This window comes from Collinsella aerofaciens, from assembly GCF_005844325.1.
Taxonomy (GTDB): domain Bacteria; phylum Actinomycetota; class Coriobacteriia; order Coriobacteriales; family Coriobacteriaceae; genus Collinsella; species Collinsella aerofaciens_G.
The window spans coordinates 1-25,174 of record NZ_SPFY01000001.1 but is presented as its reverse complement, the minus strand read 5'-3'; the positions used below and the strand labels follow the sequence as shown (position 1 = coordinate 25,174).

The following is a 25,174-nucleotide window of genomic DNA, read 5'->3' as shown; positions in this document are numbered from 1 at the left end:
TGCTTCTGTGCTATAGTTCAGGCTTGTTTGTTAACGCGACATGTTCGTTTGTCGCCCAAGGAGGGTCAGTTATGTCCAAAGTTTGCGAAGTTTGCGGTAAGCACCCCGTTGCCGGTCGCTCCATCAGCCACTCTCACCGCGTCACCAACCGTAAGTTCCGCCCCAACATCCAGCGCGTTTACGTCGTCGTCGACGGTCACCGTCGCAAGATGAACGTTTGCTCCACCTGCCTCAAGTCCGGCAAGGTTGCGCGCTCCTAAATAAGGTCTTACCAACAAGTACCTCGGACTCTCCGGGTCAAAGACCTCGCGTTCACATAGAACTTACCAAAGGCGCCCTCCCCTACGGAGGGCGCCTTTTTGGTTTATTGACTACCAACTGATCGTAAGACGACAACTACTAACATATGAATATGCAAAAGTCGTTCTCGATAACCCGACGCCTTTAAGCCAAAAACCCTCTGGAACCAAATGCTGGCCAATACGGCTTCAGGGCACCTACAAGGCGCAAAGCATCCGATCTTTCCTACGCTAAGTAGCATAATTTAGTTGAAACGGTTCATTTGATTGAAGCGTTTTAGTATGCCTTTTACGGGAATCTGACCGTTTACCGAATTATTTCTTGCTATCATGCAAGGCGTAGGGTAAATCTCCGATCGCAAGGAGACACAAATGGTGAAAAAGTCACCGGAAAACACTACTCCCGCCATCGTGGACAACGTGGAGGCGCTTGAGGCCAAACTCAAATCTATGCGTGAGGCCCAGGCTAAATTCGCTGAGTACACTCAGGAGCAGGTAGACAAGATCTTCTACGAGGCTGCTATGGCCGCCAACAAGGCTCGTATTCCTTTGGCCAAGCTCGCCATCGAGGAGACAGGCCGTGGCGTTCTCGAGGACAAGGTCATCAAGAACCACTACGCCGCTGAGTACATCTACAACGCTTACAAGAACACCAAGACCTGCGGTGTCATCGAGCGCGACGACGCTTACGGCATCACCAAGGTCGCCGAGCCGATCGGTATCGTTGGCGCTGTCATCCCGACCACCAACCCGACCTCCACGGCCATCTTCAAGACGCTCATCTGCCTGAAGACCCGTAACGCCATCATCATCTCCCCGCACCCGGCAGCCGCCAAGTGCACCATCGCCGCCGCCAAGCTCGTTCTCGACGCAGCTGTCAAGGCCGGTGCTCCTGAGGGCATCATCGGCTGGGTCGACAAGCCGTCCATCGAGCTGACCAACATGGTCATGCGCGACGTCGACATCATTCTCGCAACCGGTGGCCCGGGCATGGTCAAGGCTGCTTACTCCTCCGGTAAGCCCGCACTCGGCGTCGGCGCCGGCAACACCCCGGTCATCATCGACGATACCGCGGACATCAAGCTCGCCGTCAACTCCATCATCCACTCCAAGACGTTCGACAACGGCATGATCTGCGCTTCCGAGCAGTCCGTCACCGTCCTCGACTCCATCTACAAGGATGTCAAGGCTGAGTTCCAGCGTCGCGGCTGCTACTTCGTCAAGCAGGGTGCCGAGATGGACGCCCTGCGTGCCGCCATGTTCAAGAACGGCGCACTCGATCACCGCATCCCCGGCATGGCTGCCGCCAAGATCGCCGAGCTCGCCGGCATCGAGGTTCCCGCCAAGACCAAGATCCTGATCGCCGAGGTCACCTCCACCGATCCCGAGAAGGAAGAGTTCTCCCACGAGAAGCTCTCCCCGGTCCTCGCTATGTATCACGCCAAGGACTTCCAGGAGGCCGTTGACAAGGCAGAGCACCTCGTCCTCGCAGGTGGCCCGGGCCACACCGCCTCTCTCTACGTGCACCCGGCACAGAGCGAGAAGATCGCTAAGTTCCAGCACGTCATGAAGGCCTGCCGCATCGTCATCAACACCCCGTCCTCGCACGGCGGCATCGGTGACCTCTACAACTTCGGCATGAAGCCGTCTCTAACCCTGGGCTGCGGCTCCTGGGGTGGCAACTCCGTCTCCGAGAACGTTGGGGTGAAGCACTTGATCAACGTCAAGACCGTGGCAGAGCGCCGCGAGAACATGCTGTGGTTCCGCGCACCCGAGAAGGTCTACTTCAAGAAGGGCTGCACGCCCGTCGCGCTCGACGAGCTCGGCACCGTAATGGGCAAGAAGCGCGCCTTCATCGTTACCGACCAGTTCCTCTTCAAGAATGGCAACACGCGTGCCATCGAGGCCAAGCTCGATGAGATGGGCATCGCTCACGACTGCTTCTACGACGTTGAGCCCGATCCCTCCCTGCAGTGCGCACGTCGCGGCGCCAAGCAGATGACGCTCTTCGAGCCGGATGTCATCATCGCCGTCGGCGGCGGTTCCGCAATGGACGCCGGCAAGATCATGTGGATGATGTACGAGCACCCCGAGGCGAACTTCGAGGACATGGCCATGGACTTCATGGACATCCGCAAGCGTATCTTCACCTTCCCCGAGATGGGCAAGAAGGCTTACTTCGTCGCCGTCCCGACCTCTTCGGGCACTGGCTCCGAGTGCACGCCGTTCGCCATCATCACCGACAAGGAGACCGGCATCAAGTGGCCGCTCGCCGACTACGCGCTGCTCCCCAACATGGCTATCGTCGACGCCGACAACTGCATGACCGCCCCGAAGGGCCTCACCGCAGCTTCCGGTATTGACGTCATGACCCACGCCATCGAGTCCTACGTCTCCATCATGGCTTCCGATTACACCAAGGGCCTCTCCGAGCGCGCCGCAAAGCTCGTCTTCGAGAACCTCCCGAGCTCCTTCACCAACGGTGCCAAGGATCCGCACGCTCGCGAGGAGATGCACAACGCATCCTGCATGGCCGGTATGGCATTCGGTAACGCCTTCCTGGGCCTCAACCACTCCATGGCCCACAAGCTCGGCGCTTTCCACCATCTGCCCCACGGCCTCGCAAACGCCGTCATCCTGACCCGCGTCATGCGTTACAACGCCGCCGAGGCTCCTGTCAAGATGGGAACCTTCTCTCAGTATCCTTACCCCAACGCGCTGCACAACTACGCCGAGATGGCTCGTTACTGCGGCATCGACGGCAAGGACGACCGTGAGGTCTTCGAGAACTTCATCACCAAGCTCACCGAGCTCTGCGACTTCATCGGTGTCAAGCACACCATCGCTGAGTACGGCGTTGACGAGAAGTACTTCCTCGACACCCTCGACGAGATGACCGAGCAGGCATTCAACGACCAGTGCACCGGCGCTAACCCGCGCTACCCGCTCATGAGCGAGATCAAGGAGCTCTACCTGGACGCCTACTACGGCCGAGAGCCTCAGGATTACGCCGTCTGCTAGTTCTAGCACGGTTTTTAACGGCGGGGGTGCACGGGTGTTTCACACACCCCCGCCGTCGCTTCTATCGCATCGTTGAAAGGATGCAACCATGCTGCTACCCGATTCCAAGACCGAGCTCGTCCGCCGTGGCAACAAGGTCGTTTACGACCTGGGCGACAAGATCGTCAAGGTCTTTAACGAGACCAAGCCCGTCTCCGACGTGTTCAACGAGGCTTTGAATCTTGCCCGCATCAATGAGTGCGGCATCCGCAGCCCCAAGGCTCTCGAGGTTTCCCAGCTCGAGAACGCCAACGGCTGGGCGCTCGTGACCGAGAAGGTTCCGGGCACTACCCTTGCCGAGAAGATGACTGCCGAGCCCCAGCGCTTCGGTGAGTACCTCGAGATGTTCGTCGACCTCCAGATCGAGATCCACGGCTACACCTCCCCGCTGCTCAACCGTCAGCGCGACAAGTTCGCCCGCATGATCGACAGCCTTGATCAGCTCAATGCCACCACGCGCTACAACCTTCAGGAGCGTCTGGACGGTATGACCAAGGAGTTCAAGGTTTGCCACGGCGACTTCAACCCCTCCAACGTCATCGTCGGCGACGACGGTCAGCTGTACGTCTGCGACTGGGCACACGCCACCCAGGGCTCCCCTGCTGCCGACGTTGCCACCACCTACCTGCTCTTTGCCCTCAACAGCAAGGATCAGGCCGAGGCCTACCTGGAGCTCTACTGCGACCGCGCCGACATGCCCATGCAGGTCGTGCGTCAGTGGACGAGCATCGTTGCCGCTTCCGAGCTCGCTCGTAAGCGCAACGTGAACGATGAGTTCCTTAAGAACTGGATCGACGTCGTCGATTATCAGTAATATCTGAGCGATTCATTTCGCATCGGAGGCACAAAGGAAAACCCCGCAGCTCGCATGGGCTGTGGGGTTTTTCCTTTTAGCGATTGAGCGCGCCGACAAGATAAAAGGACGGCCCCGCATCTCCCCTATCTGGAGAAATGCGGGGCCGTCCCGTATATCGAACTACAAGCGAAATCGCCGATTAACGGCGGGCAGCCTTCACAAGCTCGGCGACCTTGGCGACGACCTCGTCGATCGCCACGTCCTCGCGCTCGCCCGTGGCACGGTCCTTGAGCTCAACGGTGCCGTTCTTAAGGCCACGCTTGCCGAGCACCACCTGATACGGGAAGCCCATAAGGTCATTGTCGGCAAACTTAAAGCCGGGACGCTCATCGCGATCGTCGACGACAACCTCGATACCCTCGGCGCACAGGCCATCAACGATCTGTTCGCAAACGGTAGCGCACTCCTCCTTCTTGGGGTCGAGCGGAATCACCGCAACCTCGTACGGGGCAACGGAGACCGGCCAGACGATGCCATGCTCGTCGTTGTGCTGCTCCACGACGGCAGCGAGCGAGCGAGACACGCCCACGCCGTAGCAACCCATGATAAGCGGCTTCTCCTTGCCGTCCTCGTCCATAAAGGTAGCACCCATGGCCTCGGAGTACTTGGTGCCCAGCTGGAAGACCTGGGAAACCTCGATGCCGCGAGCAGCAGAGAGCGGCTTGCCGCAGTGCGGGCAGGGATCGCCGGCGACGACGGTGACCAGATCGGCCCACTCGTCGACGGTAAAGTCGCGCTCGGGGCAGGCACCGGTAAAGTGATAATCGACCTCGTTGGCACCGCAGGCCCACTGCTTGGACTCGCGCAGGCTCTCATCGCACACCAGACGAATGCCATCGGGCAGGTTAACCGGTCCGATAAAGCCCTTGTGCAGACCGTTCGCCTGAAGCTCCTCGTCGGTCATCATGCGATAGCCCTTGCCAAAGACGTGCTCGGCCTTGCAATCGTTGAGCTCGTGATCGCCCGGAACAATGGCCACGACCGGCTTGCCCTCGGCGTCGATGAGTGCCAGCGACTTGCGCGTGCCGTTCTCGGGGAACCCAAAGAACTTAGCAACAGCCTCAATGGTGCCCATGCCCGGAGTCTCAACCTTGGTGAGCGTACCGTCACCAGGACCCTCGGTCACGACGACCTTGGTGCTTGCAGCCTCGTCATCGGCAGCGAAGCCGCAATCGTCGCAGTAGACGAGCGAAGCCTCGCCGGCGTCAGCCAAAGCCATGTACTCGACGGAGGTATCGCCACCGATCTCGCCAGAATCGGCGACGACGGGCAGAGCCTTGATGTAGCAGCGCTCGCAGATGTTGGCGTAGGCCTGCTTCATCTTGTCGTACTCCTCCTGCAGACTCTCCTGCGTGGCAGAGAAGCTGTAGGCGTCCTTCATGATGAACTCACGGCCGCGCATCAGGCCAAAGCGGGGACGGAACTCATCACGGAACTTGTCCTGAATGTGGTACAGGTTGACGGGCAGCTGCTTATAGGAGCGCAGCTCGTTGCGCACCAGGGCCGTGACGGTCTCCTCGTGCGTGGGGCCCAGCACAAACTCGCGACCATGACGGTCGTCAAAGCGCACGAGCTCCTTGCCATAGGCATCGATGCGGCCGGACTCACGCCACAGCTCGGCATCGACCATAATGGGCATCATGAGCTCCTGGGCGCCGGCGGCGTCCATCTCGTCGCGCACGATGTTCTCGATCTTACGAATCGAGCGCCAAGCGAGCGGCAGATAGGAATACAGACCGGCGGCCTCCTTGCGGATCATACCGGCACGAAGCAGCAGACGATGGCTTGCAAGCTCGGCGTCGGCCGGATCCTCTTTGAGCGTCGGCGCATAGAGCTTAGACATATACATTGCTCGGGTCATTTATTTCTCCTCAATAAGCTTGTCGACCTCGGCCATAAGCGCGTCGACAATTTGGTCCTCAGCTACTTTACCAATGATCTGGCCATGCGAAAAGAGCAGAGCCTGACCACGTCCGCAAGCAACGCCCAGGTCGGCATCAGAAGCCTCACCGGGGCCATTAACGGCACACCCCATGACGGCAATCGAAAGCGGCGCGGCATAGTTCTTAAGCCGCTCGGTTACTTCCTCGGCGATTGCAATCAGGTTAACCTGGCAGCGGGCGCACGTGGGGCACGAGACAATCTCGGGTCCACGGCGACGCAGGCCCAGAGACTGCAAAATGCCCCAGGCGACCGGCGGCTCCTCGACCGGATCGGCCGTGAGCGAGACGCGCATGGTGTCACCGATACCCTCAGACAGCAGGATACCAAGGCCCACCGAGCTCTTGATGGTGCCCTGCAGCTTGGTACCTGCCTCGGTTACGCCCAGGTGAAGCGGAACGTGGGGAATCTCACGCGACAGGGCTCGATAGGCATCGAGCGTCGTTTGCACGCTGTGGGCCTTGGCTGAAAGCACAATGTTCGTAAAGCCGCGGTCTTCAAAATGCTTGACGAAACGCTCGCTCGACATCACGAGCTTTTCGGGCTGCGTGAGGTCTTCGCGCTCGGCGATATCCTGCTCAAGCGAACCGGCATTGACGCCGATACGAATTGCGCAGCCCGCGGCACCCGCAGCATCGATCACCGCGTCAACCTTGGCCCAATCGCCGATATTGCCGGGGTTGATGCGCAGCTTGGCAGCACCGGCCTCGACGGCACCAATGGCGAGCTTATGGTTAAAGTGGATGTCGGCGACAATCGGCACCGGAGACTCGGCACAGATGGTGCGGAAACCCTCAAGCGCGGCCTCGGTGGGCACGCTCACGCGCACGATATCGCAGCCAGCCTGCGCCAACGCGCGCACTTGCGCAAGCGTTGCCTGGGCATCAGCGGTATCGGTGCAGGTCATGGATTGGACCACCACCGGCGCGCCGCCACCGATCTGCACGCCGCCCACATGCACGGGGCGCGTCAGCTCGCGAGGCAAAGGATGGGATAAAGACAATCCAAACACTCCCCTACAAAATAAATCGAAGGACGTCGGAACGAAGCATATAGACAAACAACAGCGCAAAGAGCGCGATGCCCACATAGCTCACAATCGTCTGGACCTTGAGCGGAAGCTCGCGGCCCGCAATCTTTTGAATGATCTCGATGACCAGCTTGCCGCCATCGAGCGGTGGGATGGGCAGCAGGTTCATAAAGCCAAGCGAGAACGAAATGAGGGCGGCAAACGAGAGGAACGTGGCAGGACCGGCAGCAGCAGCCTGTGAGGACATAACGCTAATACCCACGATCGAAGAGGACTGGTCGAGAATCTCCATCGTGTGCTGCGGCTGGAGCAGGCGCATCACGCCCTCCGCTGTCTGCACGACATAGGAGAACGACAGGCGAGCCGACGTGATGGGGTCCAAACGGACCACCTGCGTAGAGGCGTACACACCTAGGCGCTCGTCCTCTTTGAGTGCAACCGTGGTCGAATGCTGCTTGCCATCACGCTCGTACTCGATGGCGATATCGTCCTTACCGGCAGCCTTGCCGATGGCGTCGTAAACGTCTATCCAGGTAGAGCACGATACTCCGTCGACCGAAAGGATCGCGTCACCGCCCTCGATTCCCGCCGCGGCGGCAATCGAGCCTTCGTCAACCTGACCGATCACATTGGTATCCAACGGCACCGCGACACCTGCGATGGAATAGATGCTCATAAGGAGCAAAAAGCCCGTCAGGATATTGACGACAATGCCCGCGAGCAACATAAAGGCTCGCTTGAGAAAGCCTTGGCCCAAATAGGTGTGCGAGCGCTCGCGTGCGAGGAATTCAGCCTCGCCGCACGGCAGTTCCCATACATCGCCCTCGGCAGTCGCATGCTCTCGATCGAACTTGCGACCGTCAAAGGTGGTATATCCTGCAGCATCGCGCGGCAGCGTCTGGTACTTGGTGGGGTAATAACTCGGCGAGGGTTTCTCCCCCTCCTCGTACCAGGGAGCGATGGAACCCCACCCCAGCAGCAAGGCACAGGCCTCGAGTACGTCCTCCTCGGGCAGTTCGAGCTCGGCGGCAAGGTCGGCCACGGTCACGCGACCGTGACGATAGATTGCCGCAAGCACGCAATCGGCACACGAGACGTCCGTGGGATCCATGCCGCAGATGGCAGCATAGCCGCCCAGCAGCAGCGGCGTCACGCCAAACTTGGTTCCGATGCGACGCGACGTGTGATGGATGTCAAAACGGCACGGCAGGCCCAAATAGAACTCGGTCACACGGACGCCGCAGGCACGCGCCGCCAAAAAGTGGCCGCCCTCGTGCAAAAACACGAGGACGGAAAGCATCAGAAGGCCCCAAAAGACCGATGAGAGAACGCTCAGAACAGTATCCATAAATCGAAAAAGAAATCCTTATGGTTAGGAATGGGTTGCGGCGAGCACCAGAGCGGCCTTTTCGCGCGCCCAGGCATCGATGTCGCGAAGCTGCTCAAACGAGGTAACCGCCTGTGTGTCATGCGCATCCATGCAGGATTCCACAACGCGGTCGATATCGGTAAAGCTACAGCCGTCGTGTAAGAACGCATCGACAGCGACCTCGTTGGCCGCATTAAGCACGCACGGCATGGTGCCGCCCGTCTTGCCGGCACGCTCGGCCAGCGCCAGGCAGCGGAAGGTATTCATGTCGGCAGCATCAAACGTGAGCTGCCCCAGCTCGCGGAAATCGATACGAGGCGCCGGGGTATCCCAACGCTCGGGATACGAGAACGCGAACTGGATGGGAATACGCATGTCGGAAGCACCGAGATGCGCCATCACGGAGCCGTCGGCAAACTCGACCATAGAGTGAATCTTGGACTGACGCTGCACGACCACGTTAATGAAATCGAGGTCGCAGTTAAACAGATGCATGGCCTCAATGCGCTCCAAGCCCTTATTCATGAGGGTGGCGGAGTCGATGGTGATCTTAGCACCCATGGCCCACGTGGGATGTGCGAGGGCATCGGCACGCGTCACGCGATCTAGCTCGTCGCGCGTGCGGCCAAAGAACGGACCGCCCGAGCAGGTGAGCCAAATACAATGAGCCTCGCGCGGGCTCTCCCCCAGATAGCACTGGTAGATGGCGGAGTGCTCAGAGTCGACTGGAATAAGCTGGCCCGGTTGCGCCAACGGCATAAGCAAGTCGCCACCGACGACGAGGGACTCCTTGTTGGCAAGGGCAAGACGCTTATTCGAGGTCAAGGCCGCATGGCTCGCCTCGAGACCGGCGGCACCCACAATAGCGACGAGCACGCAGTCGACATCGTCGCGACGCGCGAGCTCGCAAACCGCCTGCGCGCCAACGCCGAGCTTCGTTCCCTCGGGCAACTCCTGCAGCACGGCGTCATCGCCATGAGCGACATCGGCCACGGCAACCGCCGGAACCGAGAACTCGCGGGCAGCGGCAACGAGCTCGGAGGTACTGGAGTTAACGGATAGCGCCGTCACCTGCAGGCGATCGGCATGCTGACGGCACACATCGAGCGCCTGAGTGCCGATAGAGCCCGTACAGCCCAGGATGGCAACACGGAGACGTCCATCGGAGCCATACGTCGTCTGGAATGACATTACAGCACGCCTCCGATCATCAGCATCAGCTGCGCTGTGATGCAGCCGAAGATAAGCGAATCGCTACGATCGAGCATGCCGCCGTGGCCCGGGATAAGGTTACCGGAATCCTTAACGCCCACACCGCGCTTGATGCGAGACTCGATAAGGTCGCCGATAACGCCCAAAATGGACACGACCACGCCGCACAGCAGCGCATAGGGCAGGCTGAGCTTGTAGAAATGCGTCGCCCACAGGATGAGCCAAATCAAAACCGAGCCCAGGATGCCGCCGACAAACCCCTCCCAGCTCTTTTTGGGAGAAATCTTGGGAACCATCTTGTGTTTACCGATACGGCTGCCCACGATGTAGGCAAACGAATCGGAGACCCAAAGGGACGCACAAACGCCCACCGAAAGCAGGGCGCCGGCAAAACCGGGCACGGCATCGCGCAGCAGCACGATAGCCGACAGCATAAAGCCAGTGTAGATGGGACCCATGAGCGTCACGGCCACATCAGAGATGCGGGTACGCGGTGACCAGACATACCAAATGCCCACAGCGAGCATCAGGGCAAAAAGCAGGGCATTCAGCAACATTGAATCGCCCAACGCCGACAGCGGAAAGAGTACGGCGGCAGCGATACCCATGCGCTCGTTAGCCATCTTGCCATCGAGCCTCGTCATACGGAAAAACTCATAGCAGCACAGACCGCTCATGACAGAAACAAAGATGGCCGTGGGCACAATACCCAAAACCAAGCACAGGATAAAGACAACGGCGTAGACGATACCGGCAGCGGCACGGGTAATAAAGCCCGCCAGCCACGAACCGGTGCCGCTCTTCGCTGCAGGCGCTCCCGCAGTGGCAGCTTTGCGCGCAGGCGTCTTGGGAGCAGATGCCTTGGGACGATCAGACACGATTAAGCCTCCTCGGTCTTGCTCAGTCCACCAAACCTACGGTCACGGCCCTGATAGGCCAAAATGGCGTCGACAAGGCCCCAACGATCAAAGTCGGGCCAATAGGTATCGGTGACGTAGAACTCTGAATAAGCCACCTGCCACAGCAGGTAGTTCGAAAGGCGAAGCTCACCAGAGGTGCGAATCACAAGCTCAGGATCGGGTAGGCCGGCGGTATAGAGGTGGGAAGCCACCATGTCGTCATCAATTGCGCCAGGATCGATCTTACCGGCGGCAGCGTCGAGTGCGATCTGACGGACAGCGCGGGTAATCTCGGCACGCGCGCCGTAGTTGACGGCAAGCGCCAGCGTCATGCCGGTGTGATTGGCGCACTCGGCAAGACCGCGTTCAAAAACGTCGCGGGTCTTCTTGGGCAGCGCGGAAATGTCACCCAAAAAGATAACGCGCACGTTTTCGCGCTTCAGAAGCGGCAGCTCGTCGATAAACGTCTTGGCAAACAGGTGCATCAAGACGTTGACCTCATGCTGCGGGCGGTTCCAGTTTTCGGTAGAAAACGCATAGGCCGAAAGCACGTCGACGCCCAGACGCACGCAGGCGGTAATAATCTCGCGAAGGGAGACGATACCCGCCTTGTGGCCCTCGGTGCGTGCAAGACCGCGCGATGTGGCCCAACGACCGTTGCCGTCCATGATGCACGAGATATGGTGCGGAATGTTATTGAGGTCAAGGTCGGAAAAACCGACGCCCGCGGGGGCGTCGGCAAAGTACTCGACCAGTTTATGCTCGTCGTATTGCACCTTAGATCTCCATGACCTCGGCTTCTTTTTCCTTCAGAAGCTCCTCGACCTTGGCGACATACTCATCGGTGTGCTTCTGGACCTTGGCCTGCTCGCGACGGACATCGTCCTCGGTGAGCTCCTCATCGCGCTCGAGCTTGTTGTTGAAGTCGCGACGGATGTTACGGATAGACACCTTGGCCTGCTCGGCGTACTCGCGGCACTCCTTGACGAGCTCGCGACGACGCTCCTCGGTGGGAGCCGGGAACGGCAGACGAACGACGGTGCCATCGGAGTTGGGGGTAATGCCCAGATCGGAAGCGCCGATGGCCTTGACGATAGCATTGATGAGCGCCTTGTCCCACGGCTCGATGAGCAGCATGTGGGCCTCGGGGGTCTTGACGGCGGCAACCTGCGTGACCGGCGTGGGAACACCGTAATAATCGACGGTGATGTCGGACAGAATGTTGGCATTGGCGCGGCCGGTACGGACCTTGGAGAAGTTATGCTTGAGGGACTCGAGCGACTTGTCCATATGGGCGGTGATGTTCTCTGCCATGCTTAATCCTCCTGATAGACGAGCGTGCCGACGGGCTCACCCGAAAGCGCGCGCTTGACGGTGTCCTCGCCATCGATGTTGAGGACCAAAATCGGCATACGGTTATCCTGGCACAGTGCCGTAGCCGTGGAATCCATAACCTGCAGACCGCGGACGAGAACCTCGTGATAGGTGATCTTGTCAAAGCGGACGGCGTCGGCACACTTGACGGGGTCCTTGTCATAGATGCCGTCGACCTTGGTGGCTTTAATCAGAATCTCGGCGCCGATCTCGCACGCACGAAGAGCCGCGGCGGTGTCGGTCGTAAAGTACGGATTGCCCGAACCGGCGGCAAAGATAACGACGTTGCCCTTGGAAAGGTGGTTGATGGCGCGACGGCGAATATAGGGCTCGCAGATCTCGTTCATCTGGATAGCGCTCATCACGCGGCAGGGAACATCGTTGTGCTCGAAGGCATCCTGCAGGGCGAGCGCGTTCATAACGGTCGCGAGCATGCCCATATAATCGGCCTGAGCACGCTCCATGCCACCGGCAGCGCCTGCCATGCCGCGGAAAATATTGCCGCCGCCGACAACGACGCCGACCTCATGGCCAACGGCGAGCAGCTCCTTGACCTGCTTGGCAAGATGGTCGGTAACCTTGGGGTCGATGCCATATTGGCCGTCGCCCATCAGTGCTTCGCCGGAAAGCTTAAGAAGCACGCGTTTATATCGGATGTCGGACAAAGCGATCCTCCTTTAATTAGACTCTCAATATGATATCAAAGGCTCTGATAAGAGCCATGAAAAAGCAGGCTGTGAGTAAAACCCACAGCCTGCTCATTACCAGCTACAAGAGCTTATTTACTCGCCACGGACCAGACGGTCAAAGGCAACGACGGTAATGGTGTCGCCGAGCTCCTTGGAGACCTGCTCAGCGTACTTCTTGATGGTGAGGGAGCTGTCCTTGATGAACTCCTGCTCGGTGAGCACGGACTGCTTGTAGAACTTCTCCAGACGGCCGACAGCCATCTTCTCCTGGATAGCCTCGGGCTTACCGGACTCGGCAGCCTGAGCCATGTAGATCTGCTTCTCGTGCTCGACGGTCTCGGCCGGAACCTGATCGCGGGTAGCGCAGATCGGGGCGACGGCGGCAACCTGAAGGGCAACGTCGTGAGCGAAGGTCTTGAAGGATTCAGCCTGAGCGGTCTCAGCCTTCTCGAAGGCGAACTCGACGAGGACGCCGATCTTACCACCCATGTGGATGTAAGAAGCGAGCGCTCCGTTCTCAGCCTTGCGGGCAGCGAAGCGGGAGATCTTCATGTTCTCGCCCATGATGTGAATCATCTCGGTGAGCTCGGAGGAAACGGTCTCCTCGCCCATCGGCTTCTCGAGCAGAGCGTCGACGTCAGCAGGCTCGGTGGTAGCGACAACCTCAGCGACCTTGGAAGCAAAGCCGGTGAACTTGGCGTTAGAGCCAACGAAGTCGGTCTCGCAGGAGAGCTCGAGCAGAGCGCCGGTCTTGCCATCCTCGGAGACGAACGCGGCGACAGCGCCCTCGTTGGTCTCACGGCCAGCCTTCTTGGCAGCCTTGGCAAGGCCGTTCTTACGCAGAACGTCGACAGCGGCGTCCATGTCGCCGTCAGCCTCGACGAGAGCCTTCTTGCACTCCATCATCGGGGAGTCGGTCATCTCGCGGAGCTGCTTGACCATAGCGGCGGTAATCTGGGCCATTGTGGTTCCTTTCAAAGAGATGAAAAAGAATTAACTAAGACTGATTTACTCGGCCTTGGGCTCAGCGGCCATCTCGGCCTCGGAGACCTGCTCCTTGCCGGAGCCAGCGAGGCAGGCGTCAGCCATGAGCTCGCACATAAGGGTGACAGCGGAGATAGCGTCATCGTTGCAGGGGATGCCGTACTCGACCTCGTCGGGATCGGAGTTGGTGTCGATCAGAGCGACGACGGGGATGTTCAGGCGCTGAGCCTCCTTGATGGCGTTCTCCTCGCGCTTGGTGTCGATGACGAAGAGAGCCTGGGGCAGACCCTTCATGTCGCGGGCGCCGCCGAGGTTGGTCTGGAGCTTGGTGAGCTCCTTGCCGAGCACAGCCTGCTCCTTCTTGGGCAGAACAGCCATGCGGCCGTCCTCGACCATGGCCTCGAGCTCCTCCATGCGGTTGATGCGGGAGCGGATGGTGACGAAGTTGGTCAGCATACCGCCGAGCCAACGCTGGTTGATGTAAGGCATGTTGGCGCGCTCAGCAGCGTTCTTGACGGCCTCCTGAGCCTGCTTCTTGGTGCCGACGAACAGCACGTTGCCACCCTTGGCGACGTTCTTGACGAAGGTGTAGGCCTGGTCGGCGTCGAGGATGGTCTGCTTGAGGTCGAGGATGTAGATGCCGTTGCGCTCACCGAAGATGAACGGCTTCATCTTGGGGTTCCAGCGACGGGTCTGGTGACCGAAGTGGCAGCCGGCCTCGAGCAGGGTGCGGATATTAATCTTGGTAGCCATGTTAAACCTCCTGTGGTTTGCCTCCGCGCGGGGTCATCCTCCAAAACCAACCCGGACATGTGCTACCAAAGCCCGGGCACCACGGTATGAAGTAGCCGCGCGTGCGTGATAAAAACATGTTGCCGTGAAGCAACCCGATGAATGATAGCAGGAATGCTTCCTCCTGCCAACCCGCAATCAAAACCACACACCTGAGTGCGGCGCGGGACGTCCCAGCCACTATTCGCCGCGGGGATGGGCTTGAGCCACAGCCCGCTTAAGCCGATCGGGTGTGAGATGCGTGTAGATCTGCGTCGTGGACAGGCTCGCATGACCCAGCAGCTCTTGAACCGAGCGCAGGTCCGCACCGCCCTCGAGCAAGTCGGTCGCAAAGGTATGGCGCATCGCATGCGGGGCGATGTCGGCCGGAATGCCGGCGCGCGTCGCCAGCGTATGGAACCGCCGCCGGAGCATGGCGGCGCTCATGCGGTTGCCGCGCGCCGATACAAGCAGCGGATGCGGCCCGGTAGCGAGGTCACGGCGCTTTGCCTGAGCGAGCAACTCCGGCCTCCCCTCCTCAATATAGAGACGCGTCACTTCGAGCGCACGACGATACAGAGGGACGATACGTTCCTTGCCCCCCTTGCCCCACAGGCGCAGCGTGCATTCGGACCAAGCGATGGACTCCACATTGAGTGCTGCGAGCTCAGAGATACGAGCACCCGAGGCATAGAGCAGCTCGAGCATCGCCGCATCGCGCAGTCCCGCGGGCGTCGAGGTATCAGGCGTCTTGAGCAGCGCCTCGACCTGCTGGGTCGTAAGGACGCCCGGCAGGTCGCGCGGCAGCTTGGGCGATGCGATCGCCGAGACCGCATCACCCTCGATAATCCCCTCGGCAGTCATCCACCGATAGAGCGAGCGAATGGCAGACAGATGCGCCGCAAGCGTTCGGGGAGCCACCTGTTCACGCGAAAGCTCGGCAAGATAGCGACGAATGGTGCGCACGTCGGCAGCGAAAGCATCGATATCCTCGCGCTCGCACCAGGAAGCAAAGCGCTCCAGCCTCGAGCCATAGGCCGTCACCGTGTTGGGAGAAAGTCCCTCGACACGTGCGATATAGGCGATAAACGAGTCGACGGCATCGTACAGGTCAAAGGCTATGACCGGTCGCCTCCAAACAGATCGGGGCGAGTGGCCAGATAGGCATCAAGGGCCTCAAGCGCACGGTCCGCATAGGCCTGGTAGCGGTCGCGCTTGCTGCGACGCTTACCGTCCTCGAGCGGCGGCACCAGGCCAAAGTTGACATGCATGGGCTGGTAGCCCACGGTGGCAGGATCGGTCGCATAGCCCACGAGCGCGCCCAGGGCGCCCACGCGGGGCAACTCGACGGAATCGGCGCCGATAGCCTCTGCATAGGTGTTGAGCGCCGCGAGCAGACCGGTCGCCACGGCTTCCATGTACCCCTCGGTGCCGGTGATCTGACCGGCCAGGCGCACGCCGGTACCGGGCACGGCAAAGGTGCCATCGAGCACGTGCGGGGCGTCGACAAAGGTATTGCGGTGCATGACACCGTAGCGGAAGAACTCAGCGTTCTCCAGGCCCGGCACCATATGGAAGACGCGCTTCTGCTCGCCAAAGGTCAGGTTGGTCTGGAAGCCCACCAGGTTATAGGCGGTCTTCTCCTTGTTCTCGGCACGCAGCTGAATCGCCGCCCAAGGGCGACGTCCGGTACGCGGGTCGGTGAGGCCGACGGGCTTCATGGCGCCAAAGCGAATGGCGTCCTTGCCGGTGCGCGCAACCTCCTCGGCAGGCTGGCAGGCCTGGAACAGATCGCCGCCCTCAAAGTCCTTGAGCACCACGCGGTCGGCCGTGGTGAGCGCCTCGATAAAGGCCTCGTACTCCTCCTTGTTGAGCGGAGCGTTGAGATAGTCGCCGCTCCCCTGCTCCTCGTAGCGCGACTGCGAAAACAGCACGTCCATATCGAGCGTGGAGGCATCGACGATCGGCGCCGCGGCATCGAAGAACGCAAGGGCGTCGCCACCGACGAGCTTCATGACCTCTTCGCTCAGCGCCGGTGAACACAGCGGGCCCGCGGCAATGACCACGTGGCCCTCGGGGATCTGGGTGACCTCGCCGTGAACGACCTCGATATTGGGGCGGGCGGCAACCTCAGCCTCGACGAGCTCGGAGAATGTAACACGGTCGACCGCCAGGGCGCCACCAGCGGGAACAGCAGCGCGATGGGCGCAGTCGAGCAGGACTGAACCCATGCGCTCAAGCTCGGCCTTCAGCAAACCAGCCGCGGAATCCGGACGGGTCGACTTAAACGAATTGGAGCAGACGAGCTCTGCCAGGTGATCGGTATGGTGAGCCGGGGAGCTCACCTGGGGGCGCATCTCGCACAGCTTTACGGCAAACCCGCGGTCTGCCAGCTGGATCGCGCATTCCGAACCCGCCAGACCGCCACCGATAACCGTCACCTGATCGAACTGCATCTACAAACACCTTTCTAATTGACACGTTTTCCATTGTGACCGAAGGGCGTCTGGGCGTGAAGGGCAAACTTGGAGGGCGCATACCTTCCATCCATCATGCGCTCGATAAGGCCCTCGAGTTCAAGCGAACCCAAGAGTTTGAGTACGCCGACAGCATCGAGTGAGACGAGCGCCGCGATGTCGTCGACCTTGAGCGGAGAGGCGATGAGCGCATGCATCACGGTCTGCTGTGTTGGATTCAGGTCGGCAATGCCGGGAGCATCGGGGCGCGAGTAGCGCAGGGTGCCGTATATGCGAGAGATAGCCATCTCGATGGACTCCTCGTCGACAATGCAGCAGGCACCGTTCGCAATGAGGTAATTCGTGCCACGCGACTCGGGCGATAGGATCGACCCCGGCACGGCAAGAAGTTCGCGCCCCAAATCCATAGTAGCCTCGGCTGTAGAAAACGTCCCGGAAGGCATACCCGCCTCGGATACAAAGAGGGCTTGCGACAGGGCCGCGATCACGCGATTGCGACGCGGAAAGGCAAACTTGCGCGGACCCATGCCCCACGGAGAGATCGACACGACCGCGCCGCCCGTATCGAGCGTGCGCGTAATAAGCCCCGCGCTCGAACGCGGGTAGACCACGTCGGCGCCCGTCCCCAGCACCACGACGTGTTTGCCGCCGGCGTTGACCGCAGCCCAACCCGAGGCCTGGTCACAACCGACCGCACCGCCCGAAACTACCGTCACTCCCGCCTCAACCGCCACCTTCGCCGCAAGCTCTGCCACGGCAAGACCATACGGCGAGGCCTTTCGCGCACCGATGATGGAGAGCGCGGGCGTCGAAAGCACCTCGGGGTTGCCGCGCACATAGAGCGTCTGGGGTACATCAGATAGCTCCAAAACGCTCTCGGGATACAACGCATCACCTGGATGCAGCTCGAAGGTCCCCTCAGCTATCATTGGTCCCTCCTTCCCTGGTACATCGCCGCCTCGAGCACGTGGTCCTGCGTCACTTGCTCGCTCTCGGCGACGTCAGCGATTGTACGCGCGATACGCACCAGGCGTACGATGCCGCGGCCCGTGAGATGCGTGCGTTTGGATAGGCCAAGTACGCATTTCTCGGCAGCATCATCGAGCTCGAAGGTCGAAACGACGCCGTCAATAGACCGCGTCTCGTCATCCTCGGCCTCGGCATCCGCATCGTCCATACGGAACTCGCGCCAGGCGCGAAAGGCACGACCGCGCACAACGTAGTCACGTAACTCGGCCGACGACATACCCTCCGCACCCTCGATAATCACTTGAGGGTCGGGACGGGTCACATCGATCATCATGTCGATACGGTCGGCCAAGGGACCGCGCAGTTTAGACCGATAGCGCTCGACCATCGCCGCCGAGCAGCGACACGGTACCTCGCGATCGCCCAAAAAGCCGCAGGGGCAGGGATTGCTCGCAGCCAGCAGCTGAAAGCGCGACGGGAAGGTAAAAGCCCCGTCGACGCGTACGATCCTCACGTAGCCACGCTCGATGGGCTGACGCAGCGTCTGCAGCACGCCAGTGGGAAACTCGGCAAGCTCGTCCAAAAAGAGCACGCCGCCATGAGCAAGGCTGATCTCACCCGGGTGCACCGGGCGCCCGCCGCCGATAAGGCCTGCGGTCGAAATACTGTGGTGGGGACTGCGGAAGGGGCGGTGCCCCGCCAACAAGCCATCAATGTTCTCACCCAAAACCGAATGGATGCACAGTGCCTCCTGCTGATCCTCAACGGAAAGCTCGGGCAGGATGCCGGTCATACGGCGTGCGAGCATCGTCTTGCCCGATCCCGGAGACCCGATCATGAGCAAGCCGAGTTCTCCTGCCGCCGCAAGCGCCATGCCGCGTTTAGCGACTTCCTGCCCCAGCACGTCTGCATAGTCGAGCTCGGGCTCAAAGGTCGCCTCGACACCCTCGGAATCCAAGTAGTGCCGTGCGGCATCGCCCATGCCGTGAGCAAGCTGAGACAGATGGTCGATAAAGCCGCAATCTACGCCCGCGAGTGGCACATGCTGGTCGGACCTGCCGGCGATAAAAGACAGCCCCATGTCGCGAGCCAATAGCTGAAACGCCACCTCGCCCTTGACGGGAAGCACCGTACCGTCCAGACCAAGCTCACCTGCGATAAGGCAGCGATCGAGGTTGTCACGGGGAATCTGCTCATCGGCCGCTAGAACCGCGATGGCGATGGGCAGGTCAAAGCCGCTACCGGTCTTGCGGATATCGCCGGGTGCCAGGTTAACGGTAATGCCCGAGCGCGGGATCTCGAACCCGGCGGAGCGCATCGCGCAGCGAATACGACCGCGTGACTCCATCACCTCCATACTCGGGATGCCGAGCATCTGAATGCCCGGAACGCCGCCGGCAAGCGAGACCTCGACCGTGACGTGAATCGCCTCGACGCCGCGGATGCAGGCCGCGTGAACGGCAAACGTCTCGAACGCCATCACGACACCTGCCAATCGAACGCGTTGTACTGATGCTCGATCTCGGCGATATGCCCGCCGCGAATGGTGACACCCACTGCATCGAAGCGGATCGCCTTGAGCGGATAGTGCTCCATGAGATAGCAACTTGCGATACGGCGATACCGACGCTGCTTTTGGGCATCCACGGCCTCCTCGGGAAAGACCCGCGTGGTGCAATCCAGGGCGACGCGCCTGGTCTTGACCTCGGCCATCACCACGACATCGTCAAGCTCATCGAGCAGCACCAGATCGGCCTCGCCCTCGGTGCAACGATAACCCTGCTCCAGCAAGGTGTAGCCGCGCTCGTTAAAGTAGTCGATGGTGATCAGCTCGCCCAGCATGCCCAGCTCACGGGGACTGAGTCCCTTGATAAACTCGGGCGTCATCGCCCCGCAGTCGAGCTCGCCGTTTTCCCAACGCTCCTTGAGCTGCTGCGTCTTGCTCTTTTTGCTTGCGGCACTCATGGGGTCTCCTTTCCCGCACACTGCATTGCCCCGATGATGAGGGCACCTTTCATGCGGGTAAGTACAGGAAGCAAACCAAAAGCTGACCAAATGCCGTCAAAAAAAGGGCCGTACGCAGCAATGCTGTTGCATACGGCCCGCTACCAGCAGGTTTATAAAACCCTAGAGGTCCCTGTCTCCACAATTGACCTAGAAAAGGCGCTCAGTCTGCAGAAAGTTTCCGCAAAAGCTCACACGATGCAGTGGACAAAGTCCATGTTTTCGAATGGCCTCGATGTGCTCGGGGCTCGCATAGCCCTTCGATTCGGCCAGATGGTACTCGGGGTACTCGGCGTCGTACTCGACCATCATCTCGTCACGCGTGACCTTTGCCATGATGGATGCCGCGGCGATACAGGCGATCTTGGCATCGCCCTTCACCACGTCGCGCTCATTGGGAACGGCGCCCAAGGGGTTGCCATCCATGAGGACGCAGTCGGGTTCAAGTCCCGTATCGGCCACCGCACCCGCAACGGCAGCGCGGATGGCGCGGGCCATACCCATCTCATCGATATCTGCAGGAGCGATATGGCAAAAGCCGATAGCAGTCGCCACCTCGGCAATCTTAACCGAGAGCAGCTCGCGGCGCGCCGGCGTGAGCTTTTTGGAATCGTTGATGCCCCAGATGCGCGGCTCCATCGGAAGGCACACGGCACACACGGTCAAGGGCCCCGCTACCGAGCCACGGCCCACCTCGTCGACGCCCACGACCACGCCATCACCGCCGAGCTCATGCATAAGCTCGTACATGCCGTTGACGCGCTCGCGCTCGGCAAGCTCCTTGGCATGGCGCTTAAGGGCACGCTCGCAAGCCTTGATCACCTGCTGGCGCGGATCCTCGCGATAATGCTCCACGAGGGCGGGAATCTCCTCGAACGTGGCACTCGCCAGCTCGCCGGCAACCTGCGATGCCGAAACCGAGCTCGTCATATTGGCCATACCAGGCCCTCCTTGCATGCAAATCAGATAAAAAGAAGGGCCACCCGAAGGTGACCCTTACGTCCAAACGAGTGGACAGACGCTGCGATCTTCTTAGCGCTTCTCGGGGATGCGAGCAGCCTTGCCCACCTTGTCGCGGAGGTAGTACAGTTTGGCGCGACGGACGCGACCATGACGAACGACCTCGAGCTTGGCGATCTTGGGGCTGTGAAGCGGGAAGGTACGCTCAACACCGACACCGAAGGACATCTTGCGGACAGTGAAGGTCTCGCGGGCACCGGCGCCGGCCATGCGGATGACGTCGCCCTGGAAGACCTGGATGCGCTCGCGGTCGCCTTCCTTAATGCGGTAGTGAACCTTGACGTTGTCGGCGACGCGAACCTGAGGAATGTCCTCGCGGATCTGCTGACGCTCGATTGCGCGGATGTAATCCATGTGCAATTCCTTACTCTTCTAGAGGTGCCGTACCACCTTGGCCGGCACGTAGTTGAACAAACGTATTCGAGTATACACGCGCGGGTTTCTGCTGCAAGAACAATTTTTTACGCAGACAAAAAGACAAAACCCGCACATGATAACCGCCCGCCTCGCGAATGAGACGGGCGGCATGAAGGGGGCTACGCTAGGCGTCTAAACCCAAAACGTTAGGCGGAGCGCTTCGCCTCGAGCTTGGCCTGAGCGGCCGCCAGGCGCGCGAGGGGCACGCGATAGGGCGAGCAGGACACGTAGTCCACATCGGCCACGTTGAACAGGCCCTTAATGGATTTGGGGTCGCCGCCGTGCTCGCCGCACACGCCAAAGTGCATGTCGGGGTTGGTGGCGCGACCCTTCTCGACGGCCATGCGCACGAGCTCCAGCACCGCCGAGTCGATGGTCTCGAAGGGGTTGTCCTTCAAGATCTTCTTGTGCATGTACAGCGGGATGAACTTGGCCTCGGCATCGTCACGAGAGAAGCCGAAGGTCGTCTGGGTGAGGTCATTGGTGCCAAAGCAGAAGAAGTCAGCATGATGGGCGATCTCGTCGGCAACCATGCAGGCACGCGGCAGCTCGAGCATCGTGCCCACGGGAATATTGAGCTCGACGCCCTCCTCGACGGAAACCTCGGCGATCACGCGCTCGATGACCTCGCGGGTCTGGACATGCTCCGCCGTGATGGAGACGAGCGGGACCATGATCTCGGGACGCGGATCGACGCCCTCCTTGATGAGGCGAGCGGCAGCCGTGGCGACGGCGCGAACCTGCATGAGTGGCAGATCGCTAAAGACAACGGACAGGCGCACGCCGCGCAGGCCGAGCATGGGGTTCGACTCGACCATGCCATCGATACGGCGCAGGCGGGCACGCAGGACGGCAAGCTCTTCCTCGCTGGCGCCAGCGGCTTCCTTCTTGGTGATGGCGACCTCGAGCTCGCGAGGATTATCCAGGAACTCATGAAGCGGCGGATCGAGCAGGCGAACAACTACGTCGCGACCGGACATGGTCTTGAACATCGCCAGGAAGTCCTCGGTCTGAACCTTAAGCAGGTCCGCCAGGGCCTGCTGCTTCACGGCCTCATCATCGGAGAGGATGAAGCTCTGGATGATGTTCTTGCGGTCGCCCAGGAACATGTGCTCGGTGCGGCACAGGCCGATGGCCTCGGCGCCAAACTCGAGCGCGAGCGCGGCATCCTCGGGGTTGTCGGCGTTGACGCGCACATGGTTGGCGTGGCCGCCGGTCTCGTCCAGGCGAATCTCGTCGGCCCAGGACAGGATGGTGTCCAGGTCGCCGGTGAGCTCGGCCGAAACCAGATCAACGGCGCCGTCGACGACGATACCCTGGGTGCCGTCGATGGAGATGACATCGCCCTCATGCAGCACGCGGTCGCTGCCCTCGATGCGCACGACCTTCTCGGCGGCGTCGATATGGAAGCGCTCAACGCCGCAGACGCAGGGCGTACCCATGCCGCGGGCAATAACGGCGGCATGGCTCGTCTTGCCACCGTGGCTGGTCAGAATGCCCTCGGCGGCGACCATGCCCTTCAGGTCGTCGGGGTTGGTCTCCCAACGAACCAGAATGACCTTGTGGCCCTCGTTGGCGCGCGCGACGGCGTCGTCGCTCGAGAACATGACCTCGCCCACGGCGGCACCGGGGCTGGCATTAAGACCGCTGGCGAGAGCCTCGTACTTCTTGGAGGCGTCGAACTGTGGGTGCAGGAGCTGGTCGAGCTGCGCGGGATCGATGCGGCTCACAGCCTCATCGCGGGTGATCAGACCCTCCTCGACCATCTCGATGGCGATGCGCAGGGCGGCGGTGGCAGTTCGCTTGCCCACGCGGGTCTGGAGCATCCAGAGCTTGCCCTGCTCGATGGTGAACTCAATGTCGCACATGTCGCGATAGTGATCCTCGAGCGTCAGGAAGACGCGCTCGAGCTCCTTGCCTGCGGACTCGAGGCCCGGGGTGGCCTTGAGGTCGGCGATGGGCTCGGTGTTGCGGATACCGGCGACGACGTCCTCGCCTTGGGCATTAACCAAAAAATCACCGTAGAACTCCTTGGTGCCGTCGGCCGGATTGCGCGTGAAGGCAACGCCGGTCGCAGATGTCTCGCCCTTGTTGCCAAAGGCCATGGCCTGTACGTTGACGGCGGTGCCGAGTTCGTCGGAAATGCCATGCTGCTTGCGGTAGATGCAGGCACGCTCGTTCATCCAGCTGCCAAAGACGGCCTGAATTGCAAGGCGTAGCTGAAGCTCCGGGTCGTGCGGGAAAACGGGCTTGCCGTCAGCGACCTCGAGCTCGGGATACAGGGAGGCATCGACGTTCTCGGAGAAGATGCCCTTAAAGGTCTCGACGAGCTCCTGCAGATCCTCGGCCGAAAGCTCGGAGTCGACGCGGACGCCGGCGACCAGGCGTGCCTGGGTCAGCGCGTTCTCGAACAGGTCGGCGTCAACGCCCATAACGACGTTGGAGAACATCTGAATAAAGCGGCGGTAGCTATCCCAAGCAAAACGCGGATTTTGCGTCTGGGCGATGAGCCCCTGAACGGAGTCGTCGTTGAGGCCTAAGTTGAGGACCGTGTCCATCATGCCGGGCATGGAGAACGGAGCGCCCGAACGAACCGACACGAGCAGCGGATCGGAGGCGTCGCCGAGCTTCTTGCCGCAGCGGGCCTCGAGGTCCGCCTCGGCAGCAACGATCTCATCGAGTGCACCCTCGGGCCACACGTTGCCGGCACCGGAGTACTCGACGCAAGTCTGGCAGGTAATAGTAAAGCCACCGGGAACCGGCAGGCCGATACGGCTCATCTCGGCAAGGTTAGCGCCTTTGCCGCCAAGCGCGAAGTTCATGGACTTGTCGCCCTCGGTGACACAGGTGCCCTGGGCGTCGGTTCCAAAACGGTAAACCCTCTTGCAATCGCTCACGACACTTCCCCTTCCATGCGCTCTCGCGCACGACCGTGGTAACGAATCGACCCGCCGAATGCGGGCCGTGAGGGAACTATACGGCGGGTTTTGGGCAGGCTTGAGCAGAGGGTGCGCGGTTTGGTAAACGTGCTAAAACTGGCGGTAAACGGTAGGTAAAGGTGGTTACCTTATGAAGATACCACTGCAATAAAAAAGCAGGTCAAGTGCGATGTTTTTGCTAAATCGCTTTATCAAAATGCTACTACTATGGGGGTGCGGACGATTTCTTGGACCGCGCCTAGGCGTATCCAAGCTTCCTGCGGTACTCCATCGGGCTCAGCCACCCGAGGGACTTCTTGATCCGCTCCTCACGATAGTACACGAGGTAGGCCTCGAGCCTTCCCATGAACTCCTCGGCCGTCACGCCCTCCCAGTCCCTGTAGTGGAAGAACTCGTTCTTGAGGCGCCCGAAGAAGCCCTCGCAGGCCGAGTTGTCCGGGCTGCAGCCCTTCGCGGACATGCTCCTGATCAGGCCGTTCTCCTCGCAGATCCCGATCCACTCCGGCCAGCGGTAGTGGCCGCCCCGGTCCGAGTGGATCGTCGTGCGCGCGCCCGCCGGCCTCGCCGCGCAGGCCTTGAGCAGGCTCGAGTTCGCGAGGCGCTTGTCGGGGTGCAGCCCGATCGACCAGGCGACGGGCATCCCGTCGAAGCAGTCGACGATCGGGCTCAGGTAGACCTTCTCGCCGCCCGGGAGCCTGAACTCGGTGATGTCGGTGAGCCACAGCCGGTTGGGCTCGTCGGCGTGGAAATTCCTGCTCACGAGGTTCTCCGGCGCCTTGGAGACCTCGCCGGCGTAGGAGCTGTAGCCCCGGGCGCGCCTCTTGTTGTAGACGACCTCGAGGCCCTCCTCGCGCATCACGCGGG

Annotated in this window: 22 protein-coding genes; 3 read left to right on the top strand and 19 right to left on the bottom strand. The window is 60.8% G+C overall.

The window, feature by feature from the left end:
• Positions 1–71 precede the first annotated feature (71 nt).
• The 3 genes from rpmB (at position 72) to FGQ61_RS00100 (ending at position 4,173) form a co-directional block, all read left to right on the top strand.
• A complete protein-coding gene (gene rpmB, locus FGQ61_RS00110; RefSeq protein ID WP_022094725.1) occupies positions 72–260 on the top strand; it encodes a 50S ribosomal protein L28 in 189 nt (62 codons plus the stop codon).
• A 411-nt stretch (positions 261–671) separates the two neighbouring features.
• Entirely contained in the window at positions 672–3,320 is a 2,649-nt protein-coding gene (gene adhE, locus FGQ61_RS00105) for a bifunctional acetaldehyde-CoA/alcohol dehydrogenase (RefSeq protein WP_138112664.1), read from the top strand.
• 88 nt (positions 3,321–3,408) lie between these two features.
• Positions 3,409–4,173, top strand: coding sequence for an aminoglycoside phosphotransferase family protein (locus tag FGQ61_RS00100; RefSeq protein WP_006236119.1), 765 nt, complete (start codon positions 3,409–3,411; stop codon positions 4,171–4,173).
• 181 nt (positions 4,174–4,354) lie between these two features.
• Here the strand turns inward: FGQ61_RS00100 and FGQ61_RS00095 are convergent, their stop codons facing one another.
• The 19 genes from FGQ61_RS00095 to FGQ61_RS00005 all read right to left on the bottom strand — a co-directional run.
• Positions 4,355–6,076 (bottom strand): proline--tRNA ligase, encoded by a 1,722-nt coding sequence (locus FGQ61_RS00095; RefSeq protein ID WP_229025872.1) that lies wholly within the window; start codon positions 6,074–6,076, stop codon positions 4,355–4,357.
• Complete coding sequence (gene ispG / locus FGQ61_RS00090) at positions 6,077–7,159, bottom strand: flavodoxin-dependent (E)-4-hydroxy-3-methylbut-2-enyl-diphosphate synthase (RefSeq protein WP_138374175.1); 1,083 nt, start codon at positions 7,157–7,159, stop codon at positions 6,077–6,079.
• A 13-nt stretch (positions 7,160–7,172) separates the two neighbouring features.
• A complete protein-coding gene (locus tag FGQ61_RS00085; RefSeq protein WP_138374174.1) occupies positions 7,173–8,534 on the bottom strand; it encodes a M50 family metallopeptidase in 1,362 nt (453 codons plus the stop codon).
• 24 nt (positions 8,535–8,558) lie between these two features.
• Positions 8,559–9,746, bottom strand: coding sequence for a 1-deoxy-D-xylulose-5-phosphate reductoisomerase (dxr, locus tag FGQ61_RS00080; protein WP_138374173.1), 1,188 nt, complete (start codon positions 9,744–9,746; stop codon positions 8,559–8,561).
• Positions 9,746–10,645, bottom strand: a complete 900-nt coding sequence (locus FGQ61_RS00075) for a phosphatidate cytidylyltransferase (protein WP_233504739.1) — start codon at positions 10,643–10,645, stop codon at positions 9,746–9,748. Before FGQ61_RS00075 ends, dxr begins: the two co-directional genes overlap by 1 nt.
• 2 nt (positions 10,646–10,647) lie before the next feature.
• Complete coding sequence (locus FGQ61_RS00070; RefSeq protein ID WP_138374172.1) at positions 10,648–11,442, bottom strand: isoprenyl transferase; 795 nt, start codon at positions 11,440–11,442, stop codon at positions 10,648–10,650.
• 1 nt (position 11,443) lies between these two features.
• Positions 11,444–11,980 carry a ribosome recycling factor gene (gene frr / locus FGQ61_RS00065; protein ID WP_006236112.1) on the bottom strand — a complete coding sequence of 179 codons (537 nt, stop codon included), beginning with the start codon at positions 11,978–11,980 and terminating at the stop codon, positions 11,444–11,446.
• 2 nt (positions 11,981–11,982) lie between these two features.
• Positions 11,983–12,705, bottom strand: a complete 723-nt coding sequence (pyrH, locus tag FGQ61_RS00060) for a UMP kinase (RefSeq protein WP_035138557.1) — start codon at positions 12,703–12,705, stop codon at positions 11,983–11,985.
• Positions 12,706–12,822: 117 nt separating this feature from the next.
• On the bottom strand, positions 12,823–13,692 hold the full coding sequence (tsf, locus tag FGQ61_RS00055; protein WP_022094736.1) for a translation elongation factor Ts: 870 nt from the start codon (positions 13,690–13,692) through the stop codon (positions 12,823–12,825).
• Between the two features lie 45 nt (positions 13,693–13,737).
• Entirely contained in the window at positions 13,738–14,466 is a 729-nt protein-coding gene (gene rpsB / locus FGQ61_RS00050) for a 30S ribosomal protein S2 (protein ID WP_006236109.1), read from the bottom strand.
• A 219-nt stretch (positions 14,467–14,685) separates the two neighbouring features.
• Complete coding sequence (locus tag FGQ61_RS00045; protein ID WP_229025877.1) at positions 14,686–15,594, bottom strand: tyrosine recombinase XerC; 909 nt, start codon at positions 15,592–15,594, stop codon at positions 14,686–14,688.
• 8 nt (positions 15,595–15,602) lie between these two features.
• Entirely contained in the window at positions 15,603–16,940 is a 1,338-nt protein-coding gene (gene trmFO / locus FGQ61_RS00040) for a methylenetetrahydrofolate--tRNA-(uracil(54)-C(5))-methyltransferase (FADH(2)-oxidizing) TrmFO (protein ID WP_117745959.1), read from the bottom strand.
• Positions 16,941–16,954: 14 nt separating this feature from the next.
• Complete coding sequence (locus FGQ61_RS00035; protein ID WP_138374170.1) at positions 16,955–17,890, bottom strand: DNA-processing protein DprA; 936 nt, start codon at positions 17,888–17,890, stop codon at positions 16,955–16,957.
• Positions 17,887–19,410 carry a YifB family Mg chelatase-like AAA ATPase gene (locus tag FGQ61_RS00030; protein WP_138374169.1) on the bottom strand — a complete coding sequence of 508 codons (1,524 nt, stop codon included), beginning with the start codon at positions 19,408–19,410 and terminating at the stop codon, positions 17,887–17,889. The genes FGQ61_RS00035 and FGQ61_RS00030 overlap by 4 nt, the downstream gene beginning before the upstream one ends.
• Positions 19,410–19,895, bottom strand: coding sequence for a YraN family protein (locus FGQ61_RS00025; RefSeq protein WP_055285132.1), 486 nt, complete (start codon positions 19,893–19,895; stop codon positions 19,410–19,412). Before FGQ61_RS00025 ends, FGQ61_RS00030 begins: the two co-directional genes overlap by 1 nt.
• 189 nt (positions 19,896–20,084) lie before the next feature.
• Entirely contained in the window at positions 20,085–20,873 is a 789-nt protein-coding gene (locus FGQ61_RS00020) for a ribonuclease HII (protein WP_138374168.1), read from the bottom strand.
• Between the two features lie 93 nt (positions 20,874–20,966).
• Entirely contained in the window at positions 20,967–21,308 is a 342-nt protein-coding gene (gene rplS, locus FGQ61_RS00015; RefSeq protein WP_006236098.1) for a 50S ribosomal protein L19, read from the bottom strand.
• A gap of 209 nt (positions 21,309–21,517) precedes the next feature.
• Complete coding sequence (gene ppdK / locus FGQ61_RS00010) at positions 21,518–24,268, bottom strand: pyruvate, phosphate dikinase (RefSeq protein ID WP_138374167.1); 2,751 nt, start codon at positions 24,266–24,268, stop codon at positions 21,518–21,520.
• A 280-nt stretch (positions 24,269–24,548) separates the two neighbouring features.
• Positions 24,549–25,174, bottom strand: a 626-nt coding sequence (locus FGQ61_RS00005; RefSeq protein WP_138374166.1) for an IS3 family transposase, incomplete at its 5' end; no start/stop codon positions are given.

Excerpts from the sequence above, each read along its gene's own strand:
- tsf (WP_022094736.1), bottom strand. The coding sequence starts at position 13,692 with ATGGCCCAGATTACCGCCGCTATGGTCAAGCAGCTCCGCGAGATGACC.
- FGQ61_RS00020 (WP_138374168.1), bottom strand. The coding sequence starts at position 20,873 with ATGGCCAATATGACGAGCTCGGTTTCGGCATCGCAGGTTGCCGGCGAG.
- dxr (WP_138374173.1), bottom strand. The coding sequence starts at position 9,746 with ATGTCATTCCAGACGACGTATGGCTCCGATGGACGTCTCCGTGTTGCC.
- rpsB (WP_006236109.1), bottom strand. The coding sequence starts at position 14,466 with ATGGCTACCAAGATTAATATCCGCACCCTGCTCGAGGCCGGCTGCCAC.
- trmFO (WP_117745959.1), bottom strand. The coding sequence starts at position 16,940 with ATGCAGTTCGATCAGGTGACGGTTATCGGTGGCGGTCTGGCGGGTTCG.
- FGQ61_RS00035 (WP_138374170.1), bottom strand. The coding sequence starts at position 17,890 with ATGATAGCTGAGGGGACCTTCGAGCTGCATCCAGGTGATGCGTTGTAT.
- rplS (WP_006236098.1), bottom strand. The coding sequence starts at position 21,308 with ATGGATTACATCCGCGCAATCGAGCGTCAGCAGATCCGCGAGGACATT.
- FGQ61_RS00095 (WP_229025872.1), bottom strand. The coding sequence starts at position 6,076 with ATGACCCGAGCAATGTATATGTCTAAGCTCTATGCGCCGACGCTCAAA.
- FGQ61_RS00100 (WP_006236119.1), top strand. The coding sequence starts at position 3,409 with ATGCTGCTACCCGATTCCAAGACCGAGCTCGTCCGCCGTGGCAACAAG.
- FGQ61_RS00030 (WP_138374169.1), bottom strand. The coding sequence starts at position 19,410 with ATGGCGTTCGAGACGTTTGCCGTTCACGCGGCCTGCATCCGCGGCGTC.
- FGQ61_RS00025 (WP_055285132.1), bottom strand. The coding sequence starts at position 19,895 with ATGAGTGCCGCAAGCAAAAAGAGCAAGACGCAGCAGCTCAAGGAGCGT.
- frr (WP_006236112.1), bottom strand. The coding sequence starts at position 11,980 with ATGGCAGAGAACATCACCGCCCATATGGACAAGTCGCTCGAGTCCCTC.
- adhE (WP_138112664.1), top strand. The coding sequence starts at position 672 with ATGGTGAAAAAGTCACCGGAAAACACTACTCCCGCCATCGTGGACAAC.
- rpmB (WP_022094725.1), top strand. The coding sequence starts at position 72 with ATGTCCAAAGTTTGCGAAGTTTGCGGTAAGCACCCCGTTGCCGGTCGC.
- FGQ61_RS00085 (WP_138374174.1), bottom strand. The coding sequence starts at position 8,534 with ATGGATACTGTTCTGAGCGTTCTCTCATCGGTCTTTTGGGGCCTTCTG.